Source organism: Amycolatopsis heterodermiae, from assembly GCF_034929455.1.
Classification (GTDB): Bacteria; Actinomycetota; Actinomycetes; order Mycobacteriales; family Pseudonocardiaceae; genus Amycolatopsis; species Amycolatopsis heterodermiae.
This window is the reverse complement of record NZ_JAYFSI010000026.1, coordinates 20,624-38,473: the sequence shown is the minus strand read 5'-3', so window position 1 is coordinate 38,473 and position 17,850 is coordinate 20,624. Positions and strand designations below refer to the sequence as shown.

21 protein-coding genes are annotated in these 17,850 nt (G+C 72.0%); 11 read left to right on the top strand and 10 right to left on the bottom strand.

Going from position 1 to position 17,850, the window contains the following annotated elements; genetic code table 11:
• Positions 1 to 2: 2 nt before the first annotated feature.
• The 3 genes from katG to VA596_RS49700 all read right to left on the bottom strand — a co-directional run bounded on the left by katG (position 3) and on the right by VA596_RS49700 (position 3,240).
• Complete coding sequence (gene katG / locus VA596_RS49710; protein ID WP_323337817.1) at positions 3 to 2,222, bottom strand: catalase/peroxidase HPI; 2,220 nt, start codon at positions 2,220 to 2,222, stop codon at positions 3 to 5.
• 28 nt (positions 2,223 to 2,250) lie between these two features.
• Positions 2,251 to 2,682: a Fur family transcriptional regulator gene (locus tag VA596_RS49705; RefSeq protein ID WP_323337816.1), complete on the bottom strand. Its 432-nt coding sequence runs from the start codon at positions 2,680 to 2,682 to the stop codon at positions 2,251 to 2,253.
• Positions 2,683 to 2,757: 75 nt separating this feature from the next.
• On the bottom strand, positions 2,758 to 3,240 hold the full coding sequence (locus VA596_RS49700) for a pyridoxamine 5'-phosphate oxidase family protein (RefSeq protein ID WP_323337815.1): 483 nt from the start codon (positions 3,238 to 3,240) through the stop codon (positions 2,758 to 2,760).
• A gap of 128 nt (positions 3,241 to 3,368) precedes the next feature.
• Here VA596_RS49700 and VA596_RS49695 point away from each other — a divergent pair, with 128 nt between their 5' ends.
• Together VA596_RS49695 and VA596_RS49690 are read left to right on the top strand one after the other, a co-directional pair.
• Positions 3,369 to 3,671, top strand: coding sequence for a hypothetical protein (locus VA596_RS49695; RefSeq protein ID WP_323337814.1), 303 nt, complete (start codon positions 3,369 to 3,371; stop codon positions 3,669 to 3,671).
• Positions 3,671 to 3,805: a hypothetical protein gene (locus VA596_RS49690; protein WP_323337813.1), complete on the top strand. Its 135-nt coding sequence runs from the start codon at positions 3,671 to 3,673 to the stop codon at positions 3,803 to 3,805. The genes VA596_RS49695 and VA596_RS49690 overlap by 1 nt, the downstream gene beginning before the upstream one ends.
• A 5-nt stretch (positions 3,806 to 3,810) precedes the next feature.
• On the opposite strand, the gene VA596_RS49685 is transcribed toward VA596_RS49690, so the two are convergent.
• The gene (locus VA596_RS49685) at positions 3,811 to 4,482 is read right to left on the bottom strand and encodes a hypothetical protein (protein WP_323337812.1); all 672 of its coding nucleotides are present in this window, start codon (positions 4,480 to 4,482) and stop codon (positions 3,811 to 3,813) included.
• Between the two features lie 94 nt (positions 4,483 to 4,576).
• The gene (locus tag VA596_RS49680) at positions 4,577 to 5,386 is read right to left on the bottom strand and encodes an IclR family transcriptional regulator (protein WP_323337811.1); all 810 of its coding nucleotides are present in this window, start codon (positions 5,384 to 5,386) and stop codon (positions 4,577 to 4,579) included.
• A 94-nt stretch (positions 5,387 to 5,480) separates the two neighbouring features.
• Between VA596_RS49680 and VA596_RS49675 the strand changes: the two genes are divergently transcribed.
• Genes VA596_RS49675 through VA596_RS49665 form a run of 3 tightly spaced genes read left to right on the top strand, consistent with a single transcriptional unit; the run spans position 5,481 to position 9,221 of the window.
• Positions 5,481 to 6,590, top strand: coding sequence for a mandelate racemase/muconate lactonizing enzyme family protein (locus VA596_RS49675; protein WP_323337810.1), 1,110 nt, complete (start codon positions 5,481 to 5,483; stop codon positions 6,588 to 6,590).
• Complete coding sequence (locus VA596_RS49670) at positions 6,578 to 8,083, top strand: aldehyde dehydrogenase (RefSeq protein WP_323337809.1); 1,506 nt, start codon at positions 6,578 to 6,580, stop codon at positions 8,081 to 8,083. The genes VA596_RS49675 and VA596_RS49670 overlap by 13 nt, the downstream gene beginning before the upstream one ends.
• 1 nt (position 8,084) lies before the next feature.
• Positions 8,085 to 9,221, top strand: a complete 1,137-nt coding sequence (locus tag VA596_RS49665; RefSeq protein ID WP_323337808.1) for an iron-containing alcohol dehydrogenase family protein — start codon at positions 8,085 to 8,087, stop codon at positions 9,219 to 9,221.
• 9 nt (positions 9,222 to 9,230) lie between these two features.
• Here VA596_RS49665 and VA596_RS49660 read toward each other — a convergent pair whose 3' ends face one another.
• The gene (locus VA596_RS49660) at positions 9,231 to 9,647 is read right to left on the bottom strand and encodes a VOC family protein (protein ID WP_323337807.1); all 417 of its coding nucleotides are present in this window, start codon (positions 9,645 to 9,647) and stop codon (positions 9,231 to 9,233) included.
• Positions 9,648 to 9,708: 61 nt separating this feature from the next.
• Here VA596_RS49660 and VA596_RS49655 point away from each other — a divergent pair, with 61 nt between their 5' ends.
• A complete protein-coding gene (locus VA596_RS49655) occupies positions 9,709 to 10,485 on the top strand; it encodes a PIG-L deacetylase family protein (protein WP_410172004.1) in 777 nt (258 codons plus the stop codon).
• 21 nt (positions 10,486 to 10,506) lie between these two features.
• Here the strand turns inward: VA596_RS49655 and VA596_RS49650 are convergent, their stop codons facing one another.
• Entirely contained in the window at positions 10,507 to 11,223 is a 717-nt protein-coding gene (locus tag VA596_RS49650; RefSeq protein ID WP_323337805.1) for an SDR family oxidoreductase, read from the bottom strand.
• A 2-nt stretch (positions 11,224 to 11,225) separates the two neighbouring features.
• A complete protein-coding gene (locus VA596_RS49645) occupies positions 11,226 to 12,113 on the bottom strand; it encodes a DUF427 domain-containing protein (RefSeq protein ID WP_323337804.1) in 888 nt (295 codons plus the stop codon).
• Between the two features lie 102 nt (positions 12,114 to 12,215).
• Here VA596_RS49645 and VA596_RS49640 point away from each other — a divergent pair, with 102 nt between their 5' ends.
• The 4 genes from VA596_RS49640 to VA596_RS49625 all read left to right on the top strand — a co-directional run bounded on the left by VA596_RS49640 (position 12,216) and on the right by VA596_RS49625 (position 15,667).
• The gene (locus VA596_RS49640) at positions 12,216 to 12,719 is read left to right on the top strand and encodes a CGNR zinc finger domain-containing protein (protein WP_323337803.1); all 504 of its coding nucleotides are present in this window, start codon (positions 12,216 to 12,218) and stop codon (positions 12,717 to 12,719) included.
• 5 nt (positions 12,720 to 12,724) lie between these two features.
• Entirely contained in the window at positions 12,725 to 14,428 is a 1,704-nt protein-coding gene (locus tag VA596_RS49635; RefSeq protein ID WP_323337802.1) for an MOSC and FAD-binding oxidoreductase domain-containing protein, read from the top strand.
• Positions 14,429 to 14,472: 44 nt separating this feature from the next.
• Positions 14,473 to 14,934 (top strand): SRPBCC family protein, encoded by a 462-nt coding sequence (locus tag VA596_RS49630; RefSeq protein WP_323337801.1) that lies wholly within the window; start codon positions 14,473 to 14,475, stop codon positions 14,932 to 14,934.
• A 244-nt stretch (positions 14,935 to 15,178) separates the two neighbouring features.
• Positions 15,179 to 15,667: a beta-class carbonic anhydrase gene (locus tag VA596_RS49625; protein WP_323337800.1), complete on the top strand. Its 489-nt coding sequence runs from the start codon at positions 15,179 to 15,181 to the stop codon at positions 15,665 to 15,667.
• A 7-nt stretch (positions 15,668 to 15,674) separates the two neighbouring features.
• On the opposite strand, the gene VA596_RS49620 is transcribed toward VA596_RS49625, so the two are convergent.
• Positions 15,675 to 16,418, bottom strand: coding sequence for an IclR family transcriptional regulator (locus VA596_RS49620; protein WP_323337799.1), 744 nt, complete (start codon positions 16,416 to 16,418; stop codon positions 15,675 to 15,677).
• Between the two features lie 63 nt (positions 16,419 to 16,481).
• On the bottom strand, positions 16,482 to 16,865 hold the full coding sequence (locus VA596_RS49615) for a DoxX family protein (protein WP_323337798.1): 384 nt from the start codon (positions 16,863 to 16,865) through the stop codon (positions 16,482 to 16,484).
• 237 nt (positions 16,866 to 17,102) lie between these two features.
• On the opposite strand from VA596_RS49615, the gene VA596_RS49610 reads away from it, so the two are divergent.
• Entirely contained in the window at positions 17,103 to 17,837 is a 735-nt protein-coding gene (locus VA596_RS49610; protein WP_323337797.1) for a hypothetical protein, read from the top strand.
• The last annotated feature ends 13 nt before the right edge of the window (positions 17,838 to 17,850 follow it).

Here is a 17,850-nt window from a genome sequence, read left to right as displayed (position 1 = left end):
GCTCAGACCAGGTCGTACCGGTCCGCGTTCATGACCTTGTGCCACGCGGCGACGAAGTCCTGGACGAACTTCTCCTTGGCGTCGTCGCTCGCGTAGACCTCGGCCAGCGCGCGCAGCTCCGAGTTGGAGCCGAACACCAGGTCGGCGCGGGAGCCGGTCCACTTGACCTCGCCGGTCGCGCGGTCGCGGCCCTCGAAGGTCTCCTGGTCCTCCGACGTCGACTTCCACTCGGTCTCCATGTCGAGGAGGTTCGCGAAGAAGTCGTTCGTCAGGGCACCCGGCGTCGAGGTCAGGACACCCAGCGAGGACTGCTTGTGGTTCGCACCCAGGACGCGCAGGCCGCCGATGAGGACGGTCAGCTCCGGCGCGCTCAGGTTGAGCAGGTTCGCGCGGTCGACCAGCAGGAACTCCGACGGCAGGCGGTGGCCCTTGCCGCGGTAGTTGCGGAACCCGTCGATCGTCGGCTCGAGCGGCGCGAAGGACTCCGCGTCGGTCTGCTCCTGCGTCGCGTCGGTGCGGCCCGGGGTGAACGGCACCGTGACGTCGACACCCGCGTCCTTGGCGGCCTTCTCGACGGCGGCCACGCCGCCGAGCACGATCAGGTCGGCCAGCGAGATCTTCTTGCCACCGGCGGAGAAGGACTCCTGGACGCCTTCCAGCGTGCGCAGCACCTGCGCGAGCTGGTCCGGCTCGTTGACCTCCCAGCCGCGCTGCGGCTCGAGGCGGATGCGGGCACCGTTGGCGCCGCCGCGCTTGTCGCTGGCGCGGAACGTCGAGGCCGACGCCCACGCGGTCGAGACGAGCTGGGCGACGGTCAGGCCCGAGTCGAGCAGCTGGGCCTTGAGGCCGGCCACGTCGGCGTCGGAGACCAGCTCGTGGTCGACGGCGGGGACGCGGTCCTGCCAGATCAGGGCTTCGGCCGGCACCAGCGGGCCGAGGTAGCGCTGGATCGGGCCCATGTCGCGGTGGGTGAGCTTGTACCAGGCGCGGGCGAAGGCGTCCGCGAACTGGTCCGGGTTCTCGTGGAAGCGCTTGGAGATCTGCTCGTAGACCGGGTCGACGCGCAGCGCCAGGTCGGTCGTCAGCATCGTCGGCTTGCGCGCCGGGTCACCGGCCTCCGGCCCGGGGATGGTGTCCTCGGCGTCCTTGGCGACCCACTGGTGGGCGCCGGCCGGGCTCTTCGACAGCTCCCACTCGTAGCCGAACAGGTTGTCGAAGAACTGGTTGCTCCACTGCGTCGGCGTCGAGGTCCAGGTGACCTCGAGACCGCTGGTGATGGCGTCGCGGCCCTTGCCGGAACCGAAGGTGTTGTTCCAGCCGAGGCCCTGCTCCTCGATACCGGCGCCCTCGGGCTCCGGGCCGACGTGCTCGTCGGGGTCGGCCGCGCCGTGGGTCTTGCCGAAGGTGTGGCCACCGGCGATGAGGGCGACGGTCTCCTCGTCGTTCATCGCCATCCGGCCGAACGTCTCCCGGATGTCGCGGGCCGAGGCCAGCGGGTCCGGGTTGCCGTTCGGGCCCTCGGGGTTGACGTAGATGAGGCCCATCTGGACCGCGGCGAGCGGGTTCTCGAGATCGCGGTCACCGGTGTAGCGCTCGTCGCCCAGCCAGGTGCGCTCCGGGCCCCAGTACACGTCCTCGTCCGGCTCCCACACGTCGGCGCGGCCGCCGGCGAAGCCGAAGGTCTTGAAGCCCATGGTCTCCAGGGCGCGGTTGCCCGTGAAGATCATCAGGTCGGCCCACGAGATCTTCTGGCCGTACTTCTTCTTGACCGGCCACAGCAGGCGGCGGGCCTTGTCCAGGTTCCCGTTGTCCGGCCAGCTGTTCAGCGGCGCGAAGCGCTGCATGCCGGCGCCCGCTCCCCCGCGGCCGTCGTCGATGCGGTAGGTGCCGGCGCTGTGCCACGCCATGCGGATCATGAACGGCCCGTAGTGCCCGAAGTCGGCGGGCCACCACTCCTTCGACGTGGTCAGCACCGCGTCGACGTCCGCGGCGAGCGCGTCGAGGTCGACGGTCGCGAACGCGGCGGCGTAGTCGAAGTCCTCGCCCAGCGGGTTGGCCACGGCGGGGTGCTTGCGCAGGATCTTCAGGTTGAGCTGGTTCGGCCACCAGTCGCGGTTTCCCGCGCCCTCGGTCGGGTGGTTGCGACGCCCGGCCGAGACCGGGCAGCCGCCCGCGGTCTCCTCGTTCATCTCGCCAACAACGGCGTCAGGGCTGTCAGACACAGGAATCCTTCCGGGAATCAAACGGTGTTCAGGAACTGGGCGCGGTGGAGCAGGCGGGGCACAGGCCCCGGTAGACGACCTCGGCCTCGTCGATGACGAAACCGTGGGCCTCGGACGCGGTCAGGCAGGGCGCACTGCCGACGGCGCAGTCGACGTCGGCGATGGCCCCGCAGGACCGGCAGACGACGTGGTGGTGGTTGTCGCCGACGCGGGCTTCGTAGCGCGCCACGGAGCCCGGTGGCTGGATGCGCCGGAGCAGCCCGGCGCCGGTGAGCGCCCGCAGGACGTCGTAGACGGCCTGGTGGGACACTTCCCCGAGATCGTCCCGCACGACCCCGATGATCGAGTCGGTGTCGGCGTGCGGGTGGACGTGTACCGCGGTCAGCACCGCCAGCCGTGGACGCGTGACGCGCAGGGAGGCCCCGCGCAGCATCCGCTCGAACTCCGAAGTGGTGGGCACGGCGGCGAGTCTGCCCGATAATCTGGAATGAATCAAGATTGACTTCGGCGAAGCCACCCATCCGGGTCTTGACCGCTACAGCTCGGCCCGGTGATCGCCACCCCGGCCGTGCAGCGCGCACGGCTGCCCCGGCTCGCGCGGGCAGAGCACCCACATCTCCGTCGCGGTCACTGCGTAGAGCCGGTACGACGACGGCTCGATCACGTCGTCGAGGCCGATCGCCGACGCGCCCCGGGCGTCGCGCCGGGGATAGCTCCCGAGGGCCCGGTCGAGGTCTTCGCCCGCCAGCGCCCGGGCCTCGCCGGACGCGTAGACGGCGCGGCCGTGGTACGGCGCCACCGTCGAGTCGAAGACGACCAGGCTCACCGCCGGGCGTTCGGCGAGGTTGCGGGAGTGGCGCGCCTCCACGTCGGAGACCCAGAGGAACGTCCGGTCGCCGGCGGGGGCGAAGTAGACCGGGGCCAGCCACGGGCGGCCGTCCGGGTCGGCCGTGCCCAGCGTCAGGTAGAGGTTCGCGTCGATGAGCGCCCTCGCGTGGGCTCGGAGGTCGTCGGTCATCGGGCCATCCTGCCGCACCACCCCGATCCGGTGAGACGGAGATCACCAGCGGCCGCGTTTATCCAAGATCGGGCCGGGTAACCGGAAGCCGTTCGAGGTGGTTCTACCGCTCTCCCAGGAGTTGCCTGATGACCAGCGTGCTGTCCGGCGCCCGCCGGGTACCCCCGCAGCAGCGCCGTCCGGACGGGGGCGACCCCCTCGCCGACCTCGCGCGATACTCGGCCGCGGCCGACCTCGCCCGGCGTTCGACGCCGCCGCTGCTGCACCGCGCGATCCTCGCCGGCGCCGACCCGGTGAGCGTGTCCACGGCCGCGAAGCTCGGCGTCGGCCAGGCCCACATCCGCTGGCACGAGTGGGCGGTCACGACGGTCCCCCTCGACGAGTACCTCCGGGTGCACACCGCCTTCGCCGACGCCCTCCAGGAGATCTGATGCCCCCGACGACCGACGCCCCGCCCGCTCGCCAGACACTGGCCGAGCTGGCCGCCCTGGGCGAAGCCGCGACGGGCCTGCTGGCGGAGATCACCGAGCACCTGGCGCAGCTGGACCCGCCCGCGAAGGGCTGAGGGGCTCAGTTCTCGTAGGTCGTGACCTCCATGGTCACGGCGGACTCCTCGACCCGCGTGACCTTCATCGCGGTGAAGCGTTTGTCGGACGTCTCGACGCACAAGTTCTGCCCGGCGACGAGATCGCCGCGCTTGATACTGGCTCTGGCGTACCCCGTGGTGCTCCGGCACGTCTCGTAGGTCGCCGTGACACCGCGCAGGTCGAGCATGAGCGCGGCAGCCGTGGGCATGAGCTGGTCGGGGTACGCCAAGTCGGGCGGCCCGGGTGACGTCCACTGCGGGTCGGTCGCCGGCGCGTCGAGATCCGCCTGCTGATCCCTCGCCAGAGTGAGGGTGCCCGCGTGCCGCACCGCTCCCCCGCTGCCCGGCGAAACTGTCCCGGTCGTTGCCGGCGCCTGCCGTTCGCCGAGCTGCTTCTGCAGGTCCGCGACGGTGGCCTTGAGCCGCGCGTTCTCCTGCTGCGCCGAGGTCAGTTCGGTGCTCGAATCCGAGGCCGACGTCTGCGCTTCGTTCTTGTCGTGGTTGGCCGTCGCGGTCAGGAAGGTCAGGTAGGCGGTCCCGACGCCGAGAAGAGCCACGAGCAGAGCCAGGAACCGCTCGAGCGCGCTCCACCGGCGCTTCGCTCTTTCGCGGCGATCGTCGCCGGTGGTGGTGGCCCCGGGATGGTTCTGTGTCATGGCTTCCGCCTCAGGTGTGCGTGTTCGGCACCCCAAGGTCGGTCTGGCGGAAAGTCCCGTTACAACGTCAACTCACGTCCACAATGGACTGCGCTCAGGTGAGCCGGGTCCGCGGCGGGCCCGTCGCCGAGAAGCCCAGGTGCTCCGACACCTGCGCGGCCGCCGCCGCGGTGCTGCGGCCCGCGGCCTCCAGCCGGTCCGCGAGGCGGGCGGCGGGGGCCGAGACGTTGAGGGCCGCCACCACCCGGCCGCGGAAGTCGCGGACCGGCGCCGAGACGCCGACCAGGCCCTCCTCGAACTCCTCGTGGACGCGCGCGAAGCCGTCGCGGCGGCACTCCTGGATCTTCGCCCACAGCTGCGGCAGCGTGCGGACCTCCGAGCGCGGGTCGTCGGCGTCGAAGTCCGGGAAGCGGACGTACAGCTCGTCCGGACTCGCGTCGAGCAGCAGGACCCGGCCCGCCGACGTGCAGTACGCGGGGACGCCGCGGCCCTCCCAGTCGTGCGCGCGAAACGAGTGCCCGGACACCGAGAGCAGCGTCAGCACCTCCTGCTCCCGCAGGACGCACAGGTGGCTGGTCTCCTCCAGGTCCGCCGACAGCGCGTGCATCACCGGCTCGGCGGCGCGCACCAGCCGATCCTCCGCCGTGCGCGCGACCAGGGAGAACAGCCGCCAGCCCAGCCGGTAGCCGAGGGTGTCCGGGTCGCGCTCGACGATGCCCTCCTCGGCGAGGGCCTTCAGCGCCCGCGAGACCTGGCTCTTCTCACGGCCGGTCAGCTGCGCCAGCCGGACGACGCCGAGCCCGCCGGCCCGCTGCGCCTCGGGTGAGGCCAGCGCCTCCAGCAGGTCCAGGTCACGGCGCAGGCCGTGGCCCGGGGGCCGGGCCGCGTCGTCCGGGAGCGTCATCTCCGGACGTTAACAGTTGGCCTCAGCGCAACGCGTGTTGCGATGTCCCGCCGGCGCTTGCCGCGGCCCGCGGCGGCTCATAACGTCGAGACCGATGAAGATCACCGACATCGTCCTGGACCGGCTGCGGCTCGACCTCGACCCGCCGCTGCGCGCGGCGTGGGACCCGCGGCCGCGGCGCCACTTCGACGCGACGATCGTGCGCGTCCGCACCGACGAGGGCGTCACCGGCATCGGGTCCGGCGACACCATGGCCGGGTTCGACGCGGTCAAGGACCTGTTCCTCGGCGAAGACCCACTCGACATCGCGCGGCACGTGAAGGCGATCGAGACGGCCAACTTCCACGGCGGCCGGTTCTGGCCGCTGGAGGTCGCGCTGTGGGACGTCATCGGCCAGGTCGCCGGGCTCCCGGTTTCGACCCTGTTCGGCAACACGGCCAAGGCGGTCCCGGCCTACGCGTCCTCGGCCGAGCTGAAGCCGCCCGCCGAACGCGTCGAGACCGCGCTGCGGGCGCGGGAAGCCGGGTTCCGCGCGATGAAGATCCGCATCGACCGGGACCACGTCGCGGACGGGATCGCCGCCGTCACAGCGGTGCGCGACGCGCTCGGGCCGGACTTCGCGATCATGGTCGACCTCAACCAGTCCTGGCGGATGGCCGGGGACACCGCGGCGGCGTCGGATCTCGCCAAGACCCGCGGGATCGTGCGGCGGCTGGCCGAGCTGGACGTCTTCTGGGTCGAGGAACCCCTCCCCTACGAGGACGTCGAGGGTTTCCGGACGCTGCGCGCGGAGAACCCCGGCGTCCGGATCGCGGCCGGCGAGATGCACCACTCGGTGCCGGAACTGCTGCGGTACCTGGAGAACGACGTCCTCGACGTCTACCAGATGGACGTCGTGCTCGCGGTCGGCATGCTCCGGGCGCGCACCCTGGCGGAGGTGGCGCAGCTCAAGCACCGGGCCTTCACCCCGCACAGCTGGACCAACGGCATCGGCGTGCTGGCCAACCTGCACGTGGCCGCCGGGGTCGGCGGCGGGCCGTTCTTCGAGTTCCCGTGGGACCCGCCTGGCTGGACGCCGCAGCGGCGCGACTTCATGCTGGCGGAGCCACTCATGATCGGTTCGGACGGCACCCTGGCGGTCCCGGCCCGGCCGGGGCTCGGCATCGAACTGGACGAGGAGGCGGTGGCCCGGTGGCGGATCTGACGCACCAGGACTGGCAGGCGTTGGCGGACAAGCTCACCTTCGAGGCGCGGCCGTTCGTCGGCGGCCGGGCCATCGCGTCCACTTCGGACACGACGTTCGCCAGCACGTCCCCGCGTGACGGCCGCGAGCTGACGCGGATCCCCTGCGGCAGCACCGAAGACGTCGACCGGGCGGTTCGCGCGGCACGGGAGTCGTTCGAGGACGGCCGGTGGCGCGACCTCGCACCGCGCGAGCGCAAACGCATTCTCCTGCGCTGGGCCGAGTCCATCATGGACAACGCGAACGAGCTGGCGCTGCTCGACTCCCTCGAAATGGGCAAGCCGGTCGGTGAAGCGCGGCGGGTCGACGTCACCAAGGCCGCCGAGACGATCGCCTGGTACGCCGAGACGATCGACAAGACCTACGACGAGGTCGCGCCCACCCCCGGCGACGCGCTGGCGTGGATCACCCGGGAGCCGCTCGGCGTGATCGGCGTCGTCGTCCCGTGGAACTACGCGCTGCTGATCACGTCCTGGAAGCTCGGTCCGGCGCTGGCCACCGGCAACTCCGTCGTCGTCAAGCCCGCCGAGCAGACGTCGCTGGCCACGCTGCTGCTCGCCCGGCTGGCGAGCGAGGCCGGGCTGCCCGACGGCGTGCTCAACGTCGTCCCGGGCCGCGGCGAGGTCGTCGGCCAGGCCCTGGGCCGGCACCCGGACGTCGACAAGATCGCCTTCACCGGCTCGGCCGAGGTCGCGCGGTTGTTCCAGGTCTACGCCGGGGAGTCCAACGGCAAGCAGGTCGCCGTCGAGGCGGGTGGCAAGTCGCCGCAGCTGGTGCTGCCCGGCGCCGATCTCGCGGCCGCGGCCTCGGCGGTCGCGTGGGGCATCTTCTACAACGCCGGGCAGACCTGCAACGCGGGGTCGCGCCTGGTCGTGCCGGCGTCGCTGAAGGACGAACTGCTCGCCGAGGTCGTCTCGATCACCGAGGCGACGTTCCGGATCGGCGACCCGCTGGACCCGGCGACCGTGCTCGGCCCGCTCGTCGACGACGTCCAGCTGGACCGCGTCCTGGGCTACCTCGACGGCGCCCGCGCCGACGGCGCGACGATCGCCCACGGCGGCGACCGGGTGCTCACCGAGACCGGCGGCACGTACCTCGAACCGACCATTGTGGACGGTGTGCGGCCCGGCATGACCATCGCCCGCGAGGAGGTCTTCGGGCCGGTCCTGTCGGTGCTGACCTACGACGGCGACGTCGGCGAGGGCGTCCGGCTGGCGAACGACACCGACTTCGGCTTGGTCGCGTCGGTCTGGACGCGGGACGTCACCACCGCCCACCGCGTCGCCCGGCGGCTGCGTGCCGGGACGGTGTGGATCAACACCTTCGACGCCAGCGACGTGATCACCCCGTTCGGCGGCTTCAAGGCGACCGGTGCCGGCCGCGACAAGTCGTTGCACGCGCTGGACGCCTACACCGCCCTCAAGACCACCTGGCTCGCGCTCCCGGAGGATTAGCGTGCGACTCAGCATCGAACCGACCGCCCGGACCGAGTTCGGCCCCGGTGTGGTCACCGATCTCCCCGCCTACGTCGACACCCTGACCCGGACCCGCGCGTTCGTGGTCACCGACCGCGGCCTGCGGGCCACCGGGATCGTCGGGCGCGTCGAGAAGATCCTGGCCTCGGCCGGGCTCGAGCACGCCGTCCACGAGGACGTCGGCCCCAACCCGTCGACCGCCGAGCTCGACCGCGGCGCCGCGCGGCTGCGCGAGTTCGGCGACGCCGCCGTGATCGCCCTCGGCGGCGGCTCGGCGCTGGACGCGGCCAAGGGCATCTCCCTGCTGGCCGGCAATCCCGGCGCGGCCGCCGCCGACGCGGACCGGCTATGGGAAGCCCAGGCCGGGCTGCCCCTGATCGCCGTGCCGACGACGTCGGGCACCGGCGCCGAGACCAACGGCTTCGGGGTCACCGAAGACCCGTGCGCACGCCGGAAGGTCTACATCGGCCACCCGTCGGTGAAGCCGCGGATCGCGGTGCTGGACCCCGAGCTCACCCTCAGCCTGCCGCCGGCGGTGACCGCGGCCACCGGCCTGGACGCGCTCGTGCACGGCATCGAATCGCTCGCCTCGCGCGGGTCGAGCCCGGTGTCGGCGGCCTACGCGGCCCAGGCGGTCACGCTGATCGGCCGCTGGCTGCCGGTAGCCCACCGCGACGGCGGCGACCTGGAGGCACGGTCGCAGCTGATGCTGGGGGCCCACCTGGCGGGGCACGCGCTGACGCTGTCCGGCCTCGGCCTGGTCCACGGCCTCGGCCACGCACTGACGGCGCACACCGGCACTCCCCACGGCATCGCGCTGGCGGCGGTGCTCGAGGAGGTCATGGCCTTCACCGCCCCCTCCGCCCCGGCCGCGTTCGAGGCGGTGGGCCGCGCGCTCCACGTGACGCCGGAGCCGGACTGGGCGGAGGCGTCGATCGCGGCGGTCCGGGAGATCTCGGGCGCGCTCGGGATCAAGCGCCCGTTGCGCGAACTGGGTGTCACGACGGACCTGATCCCGGCGATCGCAGCAGGCGCACTGGCCGACGCGGTGACCAAGAACGCCCCGCGGCAGCCGTCCGAAGAGGAGACGGTGGACCTGCTGCGTTCGGTGTTCTGACGCATCGAGTCACCGGCGTTCCTGGACGATCCACGTGTTGCCGTCCGGGTCGGCGAAGTCCAGGAAGCTGGCGTGGTCCCGCCGCCGCGGATCCGGTCCCGGTGCGAAGTCCCCTTGCCAGTCCACGGACTTCTTGTGCCGGATCGCGCCGACGGGGACGCCGCGGGCGGCCAGCTCGCGGTGCGCGGCTTCGATGTCGGCCACCACCAGGTAGCCCGCGCGGGCCGAACCGGGGGCCGCGTCGGTGAGGCCGGTCCCGAACTGGATCGAGCACGCCGACCCGGGCAGGGTCAGCTGCACGACGCGGAACTCGTCGTTCGGCCGGTAGTCGATGTCCAGGGTGAAGCCGGCCTGCTCGGTGTAGAAACGAGCCGCGCGGTCGACGTCGGCGACGGGCAGCGTGACGACTTCGATGCGGTAGTCCATCAGTACTCCTCCTTGCGGTTCGTAGTCGTTTCGGTGGTCGCGGAGACCGGGGTACGGAAGGATGCCGGGCATGCCAGCGACAGTGCCCGCCCTGCCCGAGGACTCCTTCCGGCGCGTGCTCTGCGTCGTCGCGCACCCCGACGACATGGAGTACGGCCTGTCCGCGGCGGTCGCCCGCTGGACGGCCCAGGGCATCGAGGTCGGCTACCTGCTGCTCACCCGGGGCGAAGCCGGGATGCCCAACCCGCCCGAGGAGACGGCCCGGCTGCGCGTGGCCGAGCAGCGGACGGCGTGCGAGATCGTGGGGGTCGAGGACCTGACCGTGCTCGAGCACCCCGACGGTGTGCTCGTCTACGGCCTCGATCTGCGCCGCGACATCTGCCGGGAGATCCGCCGCTTCAAGCCCGACATGGTGCTCGGCTACGGGCACGACGTCGAGACGCCGATGGGCTTCGACCACGCCGACCACCGGGTGGTGGCCCTCGCGACGATCGACGCCCTGCGCGACGCGGCCAACCGGTGGGTGTTCCCGGAGCAGATCGGCGAGCTCGAACCGCACGACGTGCGCTGGCTCGCCTTCCCCGGACTTCCCGGCTACCCGAACGTCACCCACGGTGTGGAGGTCACCGGTGAGCCGCTGCGCCGCGGTGTCGCCTCTCTCGAGGCCCATGCCGCGTACCTGGCCGCGCTCCCCGGCCACCCCGCGCCCGCCGAGTTCATCCCCGAGTTCACCGCCCTGAGCGGCAAGGCGATGGGTGTCGACCACGCGGTGCTGTTCCGCGTCGTCGACCTCCAGGCGGTGCCGGAGCTCGCCGGGCCGGACATGGACTACCACTGAGCGCGCTCTCCAGGCCCGGGTTCAGACGAGCGGCTCACCTCCGTCGACGCCCAGCGTCACGCCCGTCAGGAAGCCGGCGGTGAGCGCGAAGACGACGGCGTCGGCGATGTCTTCGGTTCGCCCGATGCGGCGCGCCGGATTGGTGGCGGTGCGCGCCGCGAACAGCTCGGCCTTCTTCTCGGCGCCCAGGCCGTCGTAGGCGCCGGTGTCGATCGTGCCCGGCGAGACCGCGGTGACGCGGATCGGCGCCAGCTCGACCGCGAGGCCGCGGATCACCACGTCGACCGCCGCGTTGGTCGCGCCCACGGCGAGCATGCCCGGCGCGGGTTTACGGGCGGACGAACCCGAGAAGAAGACGAACGAGCCGTCCTCGGGCATCCGTGGCGCGAGGTACTTCGCCAGCAGGATCGGGCCGAGCACCTTGACCTCGAACGACTTCAGCACGGTGTCGTGGCCGAGATCGCCGAGCGCGCCGCGGGCCCGGGCCGACGCCGTCGACACGACGTGGTCGACCCGGCCCAGCCGCTCGGCCAGGGCCGCGACGCCGGCTTCGTCGGTGAGGTCGACCTGCTCGGCCGTGACGCCCGGGTCGTCGTAGGCCGCGGCGAGGGCGTCCGGGTCGCGGCCGGCGACGACGACCGTGGCGCCGGCCTCGCGCAGGGCCAGTGTGACCGCGCGGGCGATCCCGCTGCCGCGCCCGACGACGAGCACGCGGCGGTCTTTCAGGGTGGTGGACATGATCACTCCGTTCCGGTGAGGACGGCCGCGGCGCGCGACCGCAGCTCGTCGGGATCGAGGCCCCGGTCGACGCCGTGCGGGGTCACGGCCTGGCCGGGTTCGAGAGCCAGCTTCCGGTCGTCGAGCCACACGTCGACGACGTCCGGTTCGAACGAGACGAACCCGGACACCCGGGCCACCTCGGGCCAGGCCTCGGGGTAGGACCAGGCGGCGCGCCCGCGCGAGCCGATGTCGAAGTAGCCGGCCAATCCCTTGTAGGGGCAGAAGGTCTGGCCTTCGACGGGTGTCAGGGCCGTCAGGTCGATGTCTTCGCGCGGCACGTACCAGCGCGGGGCGAAGCCGGACTCGTAGAGCACCACGGGGCGCCGGGTCTCGGCGACGACGCGGTCGCCGTCGCGCACCACGAGGTGCCGGGACGTCTGCCGGATGTCGACGCGGTGGTACGGGTCGGCCGCGTGCCCGAGGATCCGCTCGTCCTCTTCGTAGAAGGCGTCCATCGCCCGCCAGGCGAAGGCGACGCGGTCACGCAGGACGCCGGCGTGGTCCGGCAGGCCGGTGTACGCCCAGGCCGCCCGCGGTGCCTCCTGCTCCCCCGCCCGCACGGTGAACCAGGCGGCCGGGCCGAGGTCGCGGTGGGTCGTCGTGCGCGGCTCGGCGCCGAGCACCCCTTCGGCCACGTCGGCGCGCGGGAAGTACGCCACCGGGTAGCGGTTCGGCTCGTGCAGGAGCACGACGTCCTCGCTGTCGGCGACCCACTGCCCGCCGAAGCGCACGCGCATCCGGCGGCGGAGCGGCTCGGCGAACAGCAGCCGCTCCGGCAGCGGCTGCGGCACCAGGAAGTGCCCGACCGAACGCTCCGAGAGCGGTCCTTGCTGCCATGCCAGTCCCATGACCTGCCCCTTTCCGGCTAACCGTTCTGAATTGCCTTACTGGTTAGACACAGAACCACGGGAGGGTGTAACCTGTCAAGCACGAGTTGGGAGGTTAGACCGATGAGCTACGAGAAGCTGCTGCTCGACCTGCTGAACAGCACCCCCGTGCGCAACGGCGCACCCGAGGACGACCTGGCCGACGCGGCATCGGGCCGCGGCTGGCTCGCCGCCCACGACCAGCCGGACTCCGAAGAGGAGTGGCACGCGGTACGCGAGGCGCGTGCCGTGCTGCAGCGGATCGTGCGCGGCCAGGACGCCCCGGCGGCAGCCGCGCCGTTCGTCGAAGGCCTGAGCTACAAGGCGTTCTTCGCGGACGACGAGATCCAGTGGCAGCTCGATCCCGCGCCTGGCCACGCCGCCGCGTCCCGGGTCGTCCTCGCCTGGGCCGAACTCACGAAGGCGGGCGGGAACCGGCTGCGCCCGTGCGCCAACCCGGACTGCCGGCTGTTCCTGATCGACCACAGCAAACCCAACAGCGCGCGCTGGTGCTCGATGGCGGTCTGCGGCAACCGCATGAAGGCGCGCCGGCACTACCAGCGCACCCGCGCCGAATCCACGGAGTGAAGCTCGTGCCCAGACTGCTGTCCCTCAACGTCGGAAAACCGGAGGACGTGCCCTGGCAGGGCCGGACCGTCCACACCGGCATCTTCAAGTACCCCGTCGACGGCCCGGTGATGGCCCGCCGGCTCAACATCGACGGCGACGGGCAGGGCGACCTGGGCGGCCACGGCGGCGAGAACCGCGCGGTGCTCGTCTACCAGCGCCAGTCCTACGAGTTCTGGCGCGGCGAGCTGGGCCGCGACGACCTGGAGTACGGCCAGTTCGGCGAGAACTTCACCGTCGACGGCCTGGCCGACGACGAGGTGCACATCGGCGACCGCTACCGGATCGGGGAGGCCGAGTTCGAGGTCACCCAGCCGCGCGTCACGTGCTTCCGGGTGGGGATGCGCCTCGGCGAGCCGCGGATCCCCGCGCTGCTCGTCGCGCACCACCGGCCGGGCTTCTACCTGCGGGTGATCCGCGAAGGCCGGGTCCGCGCGGGTGACGAGATCGTCCGCACCCGGACCGGGCGCCACGAGATGAGCGTCGCGGCGATCGACGCGCTCCTCTACCTGCCCGGCCGGGACGCCGCCGACCTCCGCAAGGCCGTCGACATCCCCGCGCTCAGCCCCGGCTGGCAGGGGTCGTTCCGCGAGCTGCTCGACGAGCGGGCGCCGGAAACCCAGGCCTGGGCCGGGTTCCGCGAGCTGCGCGTCACCCAGCTCGTGCCGGAGAGCACCACCGTCACGTCGATCCACCTGAGCGCGGCCGACGGTTCGCCGCTCTCCCGGCCCGAGCCCGGCCAGTTCCTCACCCTGCGGGTCCCCGGGGCAAGCGACCCGGCGCCGGTCCGCAGCTACTCGCTGTCGGCGGGCGCGTCGGATGCGGAGTACCGGATCAGCGTCAAGCGCGACGGTGCCGTGAGCGGCTACCTCCACACCCACCTGGCCCCCGGCGCGCTGCTGCCGGTCGCCGCGCCGCGCGGCGACTTCGTCCTGGCCGACGGCGACTCCCCGGTGCTGCTGATCTCCGCCGGCATCGGGGTCACACCGGTGCTGGCGATGCTGCACGCGCTGGCCGCGGCGGGCAGCACCCGGGACGTCCGCTGGCTGCACACCACCCGCTCGGCCGCCGAGCACGCGTTCGCCACCGAAGCGCACAAGCTGCTGGCGAGTCTCCCCCAGGCCCGCGAGGACGTCTTCTACACGGCCGAAACCCCGCCGCCCGGTACGCCCGGCGCGCGGCGGGGGCGTCTCGACCGAGCCGCTTTGTCTACTTTGGACTTGCCGGTCGACGCCACCGCATACGTTTGCGGGCCCGAAGGCTTCATGACCGCGACACGGGACGCGCTCGTCGAACTCGGCCTGGCGCCCGGCCGCGTCCACAGTGAACTGTTCGGCGCGCTGCCGGCGATCAACCCCGGGATCGTCGGGGCCGTCCACACCCCGCCCCACGCGCCGGCGCCCCCGCCGGGCACCGGCCCCCGGGTCACGTTCGCCCGCAGCGGCCTGGCGGTGCCGTGGAGCGAGCGGTACCCGAACGTCCTGGAGTTCGCCGAGGCGTGCGACGTGCCGACCCGCTGGTCGTGCCGCACCGGCGTCTGCCAGACGTGCGTGACGCCGGTCCTGTCGGGCGCCGTCGAGTACGAGCCCGCTCCCCTGGAGGATCCGCCACCGGGCACGGCGCTCGTGTGCTGCGCCCGGCCGGGAGGTGATCTGGTCCTGGACCTCTGAGCTCCGGACGGCGTGCCCGGCGCGGCCGTGGCAGTCTCGGTGGCATGACGGCAGAACGGTTCGAAGTGACCCGCAAGGTCGAGGCCCCGCCGGCGAAGGTGTTCGCCCTGCTGAGCGATCCGCAGGGGCACGTCGCCATCGACAGCTCGGGGATGCTGCAGTCGGCGGACGGCGAACCGGTCCGCGGGGTGGGTGACGAGTTCGTCGTGCACATGGACCGCGAGGCCCTCAACGACGTGCCGATGGGCAAGTACGACGTCACGGTGATCATCACCGAGTACGAGCAGGACGCGCTGCTGGAATGGACCATCTCCGGCACGATCCAGCCGCCGATCCGCCACCTGTACGGCTACCGGCTGGCACCGGACGGCGACGGCACCCTGGTCACGTCGTACTACGACTGGAGCCGGATCGAGGACCGGTACCGGGACAAGATCAGCTTCCCGATCATCCCGGAAGCGGCCCTGCGCGCGACCCTCGGCATCCTGGCCCGCACCGTGGAGTGACCCCATCCGCCCGTTCAGGCGGGACCTTGTCCTTTGTGGACGAAACGGGCGGGAAGAGGCCCAGACCGCGGACGCCATGACGACCGGCACCGCCAACTGAGCGACGGCGTTCGGTGCGGCGGGGTGCCCGGACGGGTGCGGCCACCCGTTCGGGCGAGTGCGGTCCCAGGTCATGGGCACTGTTGCGCATGACCGCATGGAAGGGTCCACTCGGCCCAACCACTACTACCGCGGAAGGACCACCATGTCGGTCACCGACGAGCTCCTGGCCAACAACGCCGAGTACGCCGCCCAGTTCTCCGGACCGCTGCCGCTGCCGCCCGCCAAGCACGTCGCCGTCCTGGCCTGCATGGACGCGCGCATCAACGTCTACGGCGTGCTCGGCCTCAACGAAGGCGAAGCGCACGTCATCCGCAACGCCGGCGGGGTCGTGACCGAGGACGAGATCCGGTCGCTCGCCATCAGCCAGCGGCTGCTCGGCACCGAGGAGATCATCCTCATCCACCACACCGACTGCGGCATGCTGACCTTCACCGACGACGACTTCAAGAAGTCGATCCAGGAGGACGTCGGCGTCAAGCCGGCCTGGGCCGCCGAAGCCTTCACCGACCTCGACACCGACGTCCGCCAGTCGATCGCGCGGATCAAGAACAGCCCGTACATCCCCAAGAAGGACTCGGTGCGCGGGTTCGTCTTCGACGTCGCGACCGGGAAGCTGAACGAGGTCGCCTGACCGGCGCTCAAGCCTCTTTCGCGAACAGGATCCCCAGCTCCGAGCACGTCTCCAGCAGCCACGGCGCCGAGGCCCGCATCCGGGACTCCGTCCAGCGCTCGGCCGGACCGGACACCGCCACCGACATGCCGCCGTCACCGTCGAATGTGGACGGAACGGGCGCGGCGATGCCGTGCACACCAGGGTGGTCCTCGCCGAACGACAGGACGTACCCGTCGGTGCGGGCCTCGGCCAGCGCCGCGAGCAGCTCCTCGGGGTCGTCGGCCTGGGCGGCCAGGCGGTCCGCTTCCCGGACGGGCAACGCGGCGAGGATGGCCCGGCCGCTCGCCCCGCGGCCGAGCCGGGTCGTCTCGCCGATCGTCGCCGCGCGGCGGAGGACCTCGGCGGTGCTTTCGGCGCCGAGCACCAGGACCGCGCGGCCGCCGCTGCGGACGTGCAGGGTCGCCGTTTCGCCCGTCGTTTCGGCGAGCGCGCGCAGGGCCGGGGCCGCCGCCTGGTAGAGCGCGGCCTGCGGGAGCACCGCCGCGGCGACGCCGACCAGGCGGCTGCCGGCGAAGTAGCCACCCGAGTCGATCCGGTCGACGTAGCGTTCTTCCTGCAGCACCCGCAGCAGGCGGTAGCAGGTGCTCTTCGACAGGCCGACCTGCTCGACGAGGTCCGGCAGGCCGACCGGTTCCCCGGCCGCCACGACGGCTTCGACGAGCCGCAGCGCCCGCCGGGCCGTCTCCGCGCCTTCCGTGTGGTTCGACACGTCGTCCCTGTCCCCACCTGGTTCCGCCATGTGGATCGCGATCTTACTCGCCGGTGCGGCCGTTCAGGCGAAAGACGCGGGACCGAAACGGCCCCACGCCAGGAACGCCGCGAGGGCGAGGTAGGTCAAGTTCAGGGCGACGAACTTGGCGGCCCCGTCGTGGCGGAGGTGGGTGATCATCGCGCCGATCATCAGCAGCACCCAGCAGGCCGCCGTCACCGGCACGAGGACCGGCGCGACGCCGGCGAGGGCGGGCAGGATCAGCCCGATCGCGGCCAGCAGCTCGAGGATTCCGAGGGTCTTGACGAAGCCGGCGCCGAAGTCGCCGGTCCACTGCCCGCCGGGGATCGTGGCGAGCTTCTCCTTGGCCACGAACGTCTTGCTGACGCCGCCGGTCAGCGCGACGGCGGCGAGCAGTCCGGCGGCGATCCACAGTGCGAGGTTCACGGGTTCTCCTTGAGGTCTCGGTGGTCGACCTCGAGATGCCGCGCGACCGCGGTTTGTGACAACCGGCCCCGTGCTGACCGAGGTTTGGTCACGGAACGAACCCGTCCGAGACACCCGAACGGTCACTTTCGGGCGACGAGGGTGATCTGCACCAACAGGGCGTAACGGATCACCCGCTTGGTCGATACTCCGTTCGTGTCCGGGACGCCCGGACCTTCACGAGGGGACCCATCGCTCATGTCTCGACTCCACCTGGGAGCGCTCATCGCCACCGGGGCCGTCGCCGCCCTGATCTGCACGGGGTGCTCGGGCACCTCCGGCAGCGCCGCCCCGGCCACCGTGTCCGCCGCTCCCGCCGCCGCCTCCACCTCCGCCGCGCCCGCGCTCGACGCCAAGGTCGCCGGCACCGCCGTGGTCGAAGCCGCGAAGCAGGCCAAGGCCGTGCACGTCCGGGGCACCATCTCCGAGGGCGGGAACATCAACCTCGACCTGCAGCTCAACCCGGACAGCGCGAGCGGCACCATCGTGAAGGACGGCACCGAGGTGCCGGTCCTGCGCGTCGGCGACAAGTACTTCTTCCGGTTCAGCGACTCGCTGATCAAGGAGGCCGGGATCCCGGCCTCGGTGGGCAAGCTGCTCAAGGACAAGTGGGTCCCCTCGACGTCCCAGATCGGCGCCGGCGTCGGCGAGGCGTTCAAGCAGTTCCTCGACTACAAGACCTTCACCGACAACACCATCGGCCAGCTGGACTCGACGAGCTTCTCCGGCGGCGAGCAGACGACCGTGGCCGGCGTCCCGGCGCTGACCTTCACCAGCTCCGACGGCACCGCGACGGTGGCCGCCGCCGAGCCGCACTACCTGCTGCGCATGGCCGACCCGAAGAGCGGCACGATGGAGTTCGCCGACTGGGACAAGCCGACGACGGTCACCGAGCCTAAGGCCTCGGAGATCTACTCCGGCCCCGGCGCCTGATCCGCACGCAGAC

What these genes read in the sequence shown, in the direction of transcription:
- VA596_RS49700 (WP_323337815.1), bottom strand. Translation starts at nt 3,240, where the DNA reads ATGACCGACGACCTCCGAGCCCACGCGAGGGCGCTCATCGACGCGAAC.
- VA596_RS49695 (WP_323337814.1), top strand. Translation starts at nt 3,369, where the DNA reads ATGACCAGCGTGCTGTCCGGCGCCCGCCGGGTACCCCCGCAGCAGCGC.
- VA596_RS49690 (WP_323337813.1), top strand. Translation starts at nt 3,671, where the DNA reads ATGCCCCCGACGACCGACGCCCCGCCCGCTCGCCAGACACTGGCCGAG.
- VA596_RS49685 (WP_323337812.1), bottom strand. Translation starts at nt 4,482, where the DNA reads ATGACACAGAACCATCCCGGGGCCACCACCACCGGCGACGATCGCCGC.
- VA596_RS49680 (WP_323337811.1), bottom strand. Translation starts at nt 5,386, where the DNA reads ATGACGCTCCCGGACGACGCGGCCCGGCCCCCGGGCCACGGCCTGCGC.
- VA596_RS49675 (WP_323337810.1), top strand. Translation starts at nt 5,481, where the DNA reads ATGAAGATCACCGACATCGTCCTGGACCGGCTGCGGCTCGACCTCGAC.
- VA596_RS49660 (WP_323337807.1), bottom strand. Translation starts at nt 9,647, where the DNA reads ATGGACTACCGCATCGAAGTCGTCACGCTGCCCGTCGCCGACGTCGAC.
- VA596_RS49655 (WP_410172004.1), top strand. Translation starts at nt 9,709, where the DNA reads ATGCCGGGCATGCCAGCGACAGTGCCCGCCCTGCCCGAGGACTCCTTC.
- VA596_RS49650 (WP_323337805.1), bottom strand. Translation starts at nt 11,223, where the DNA reads ATGTCCACCACCCTGAAAGACCGCCGCGTGCTCGTCGTCGGGCGCGGC.
- VA596_RS49645 (WP_323337804.1), bottom strand. Translation starts at nt 12,113, where the DNA reads ATGGGACTGGCATGGCAGCAAGGACCGCTCTCGGAGCGTTCGGTCGGG.
- VA596_RS49640 (WP_323337803.1), top strand. Translation starts at nt 12,216, where the DNA reads ATGAGCTACGAGAAGCTGCTGCTCGACCTGCTGAACAGCACCCCCGTG.
- VA596_RS49630 (WP_323337801.1), top strand. Translation starts at nt 14,473, where the DNA reads ATGACGGCAGAACGGTTCGAAGTGACCCGCAAGGTCGAGGCCCCGCCG.
- VA596_RS49625 (WP_323337800.1), top strand. Translation starts at nt 15,179, where the DNA reads ATGTCGGTCACCGACGAGCTCCTGGCCAACAACGCCGAGTACGCCGCC.
- VA596_RS49610 (WP_323337797.1), top strand. Translation starts at nt 17,103, where the DNA reads ATGTCTCGACTCCACCTGGGAGCGCTCATCGCCACCGGGGCCGTCGCC.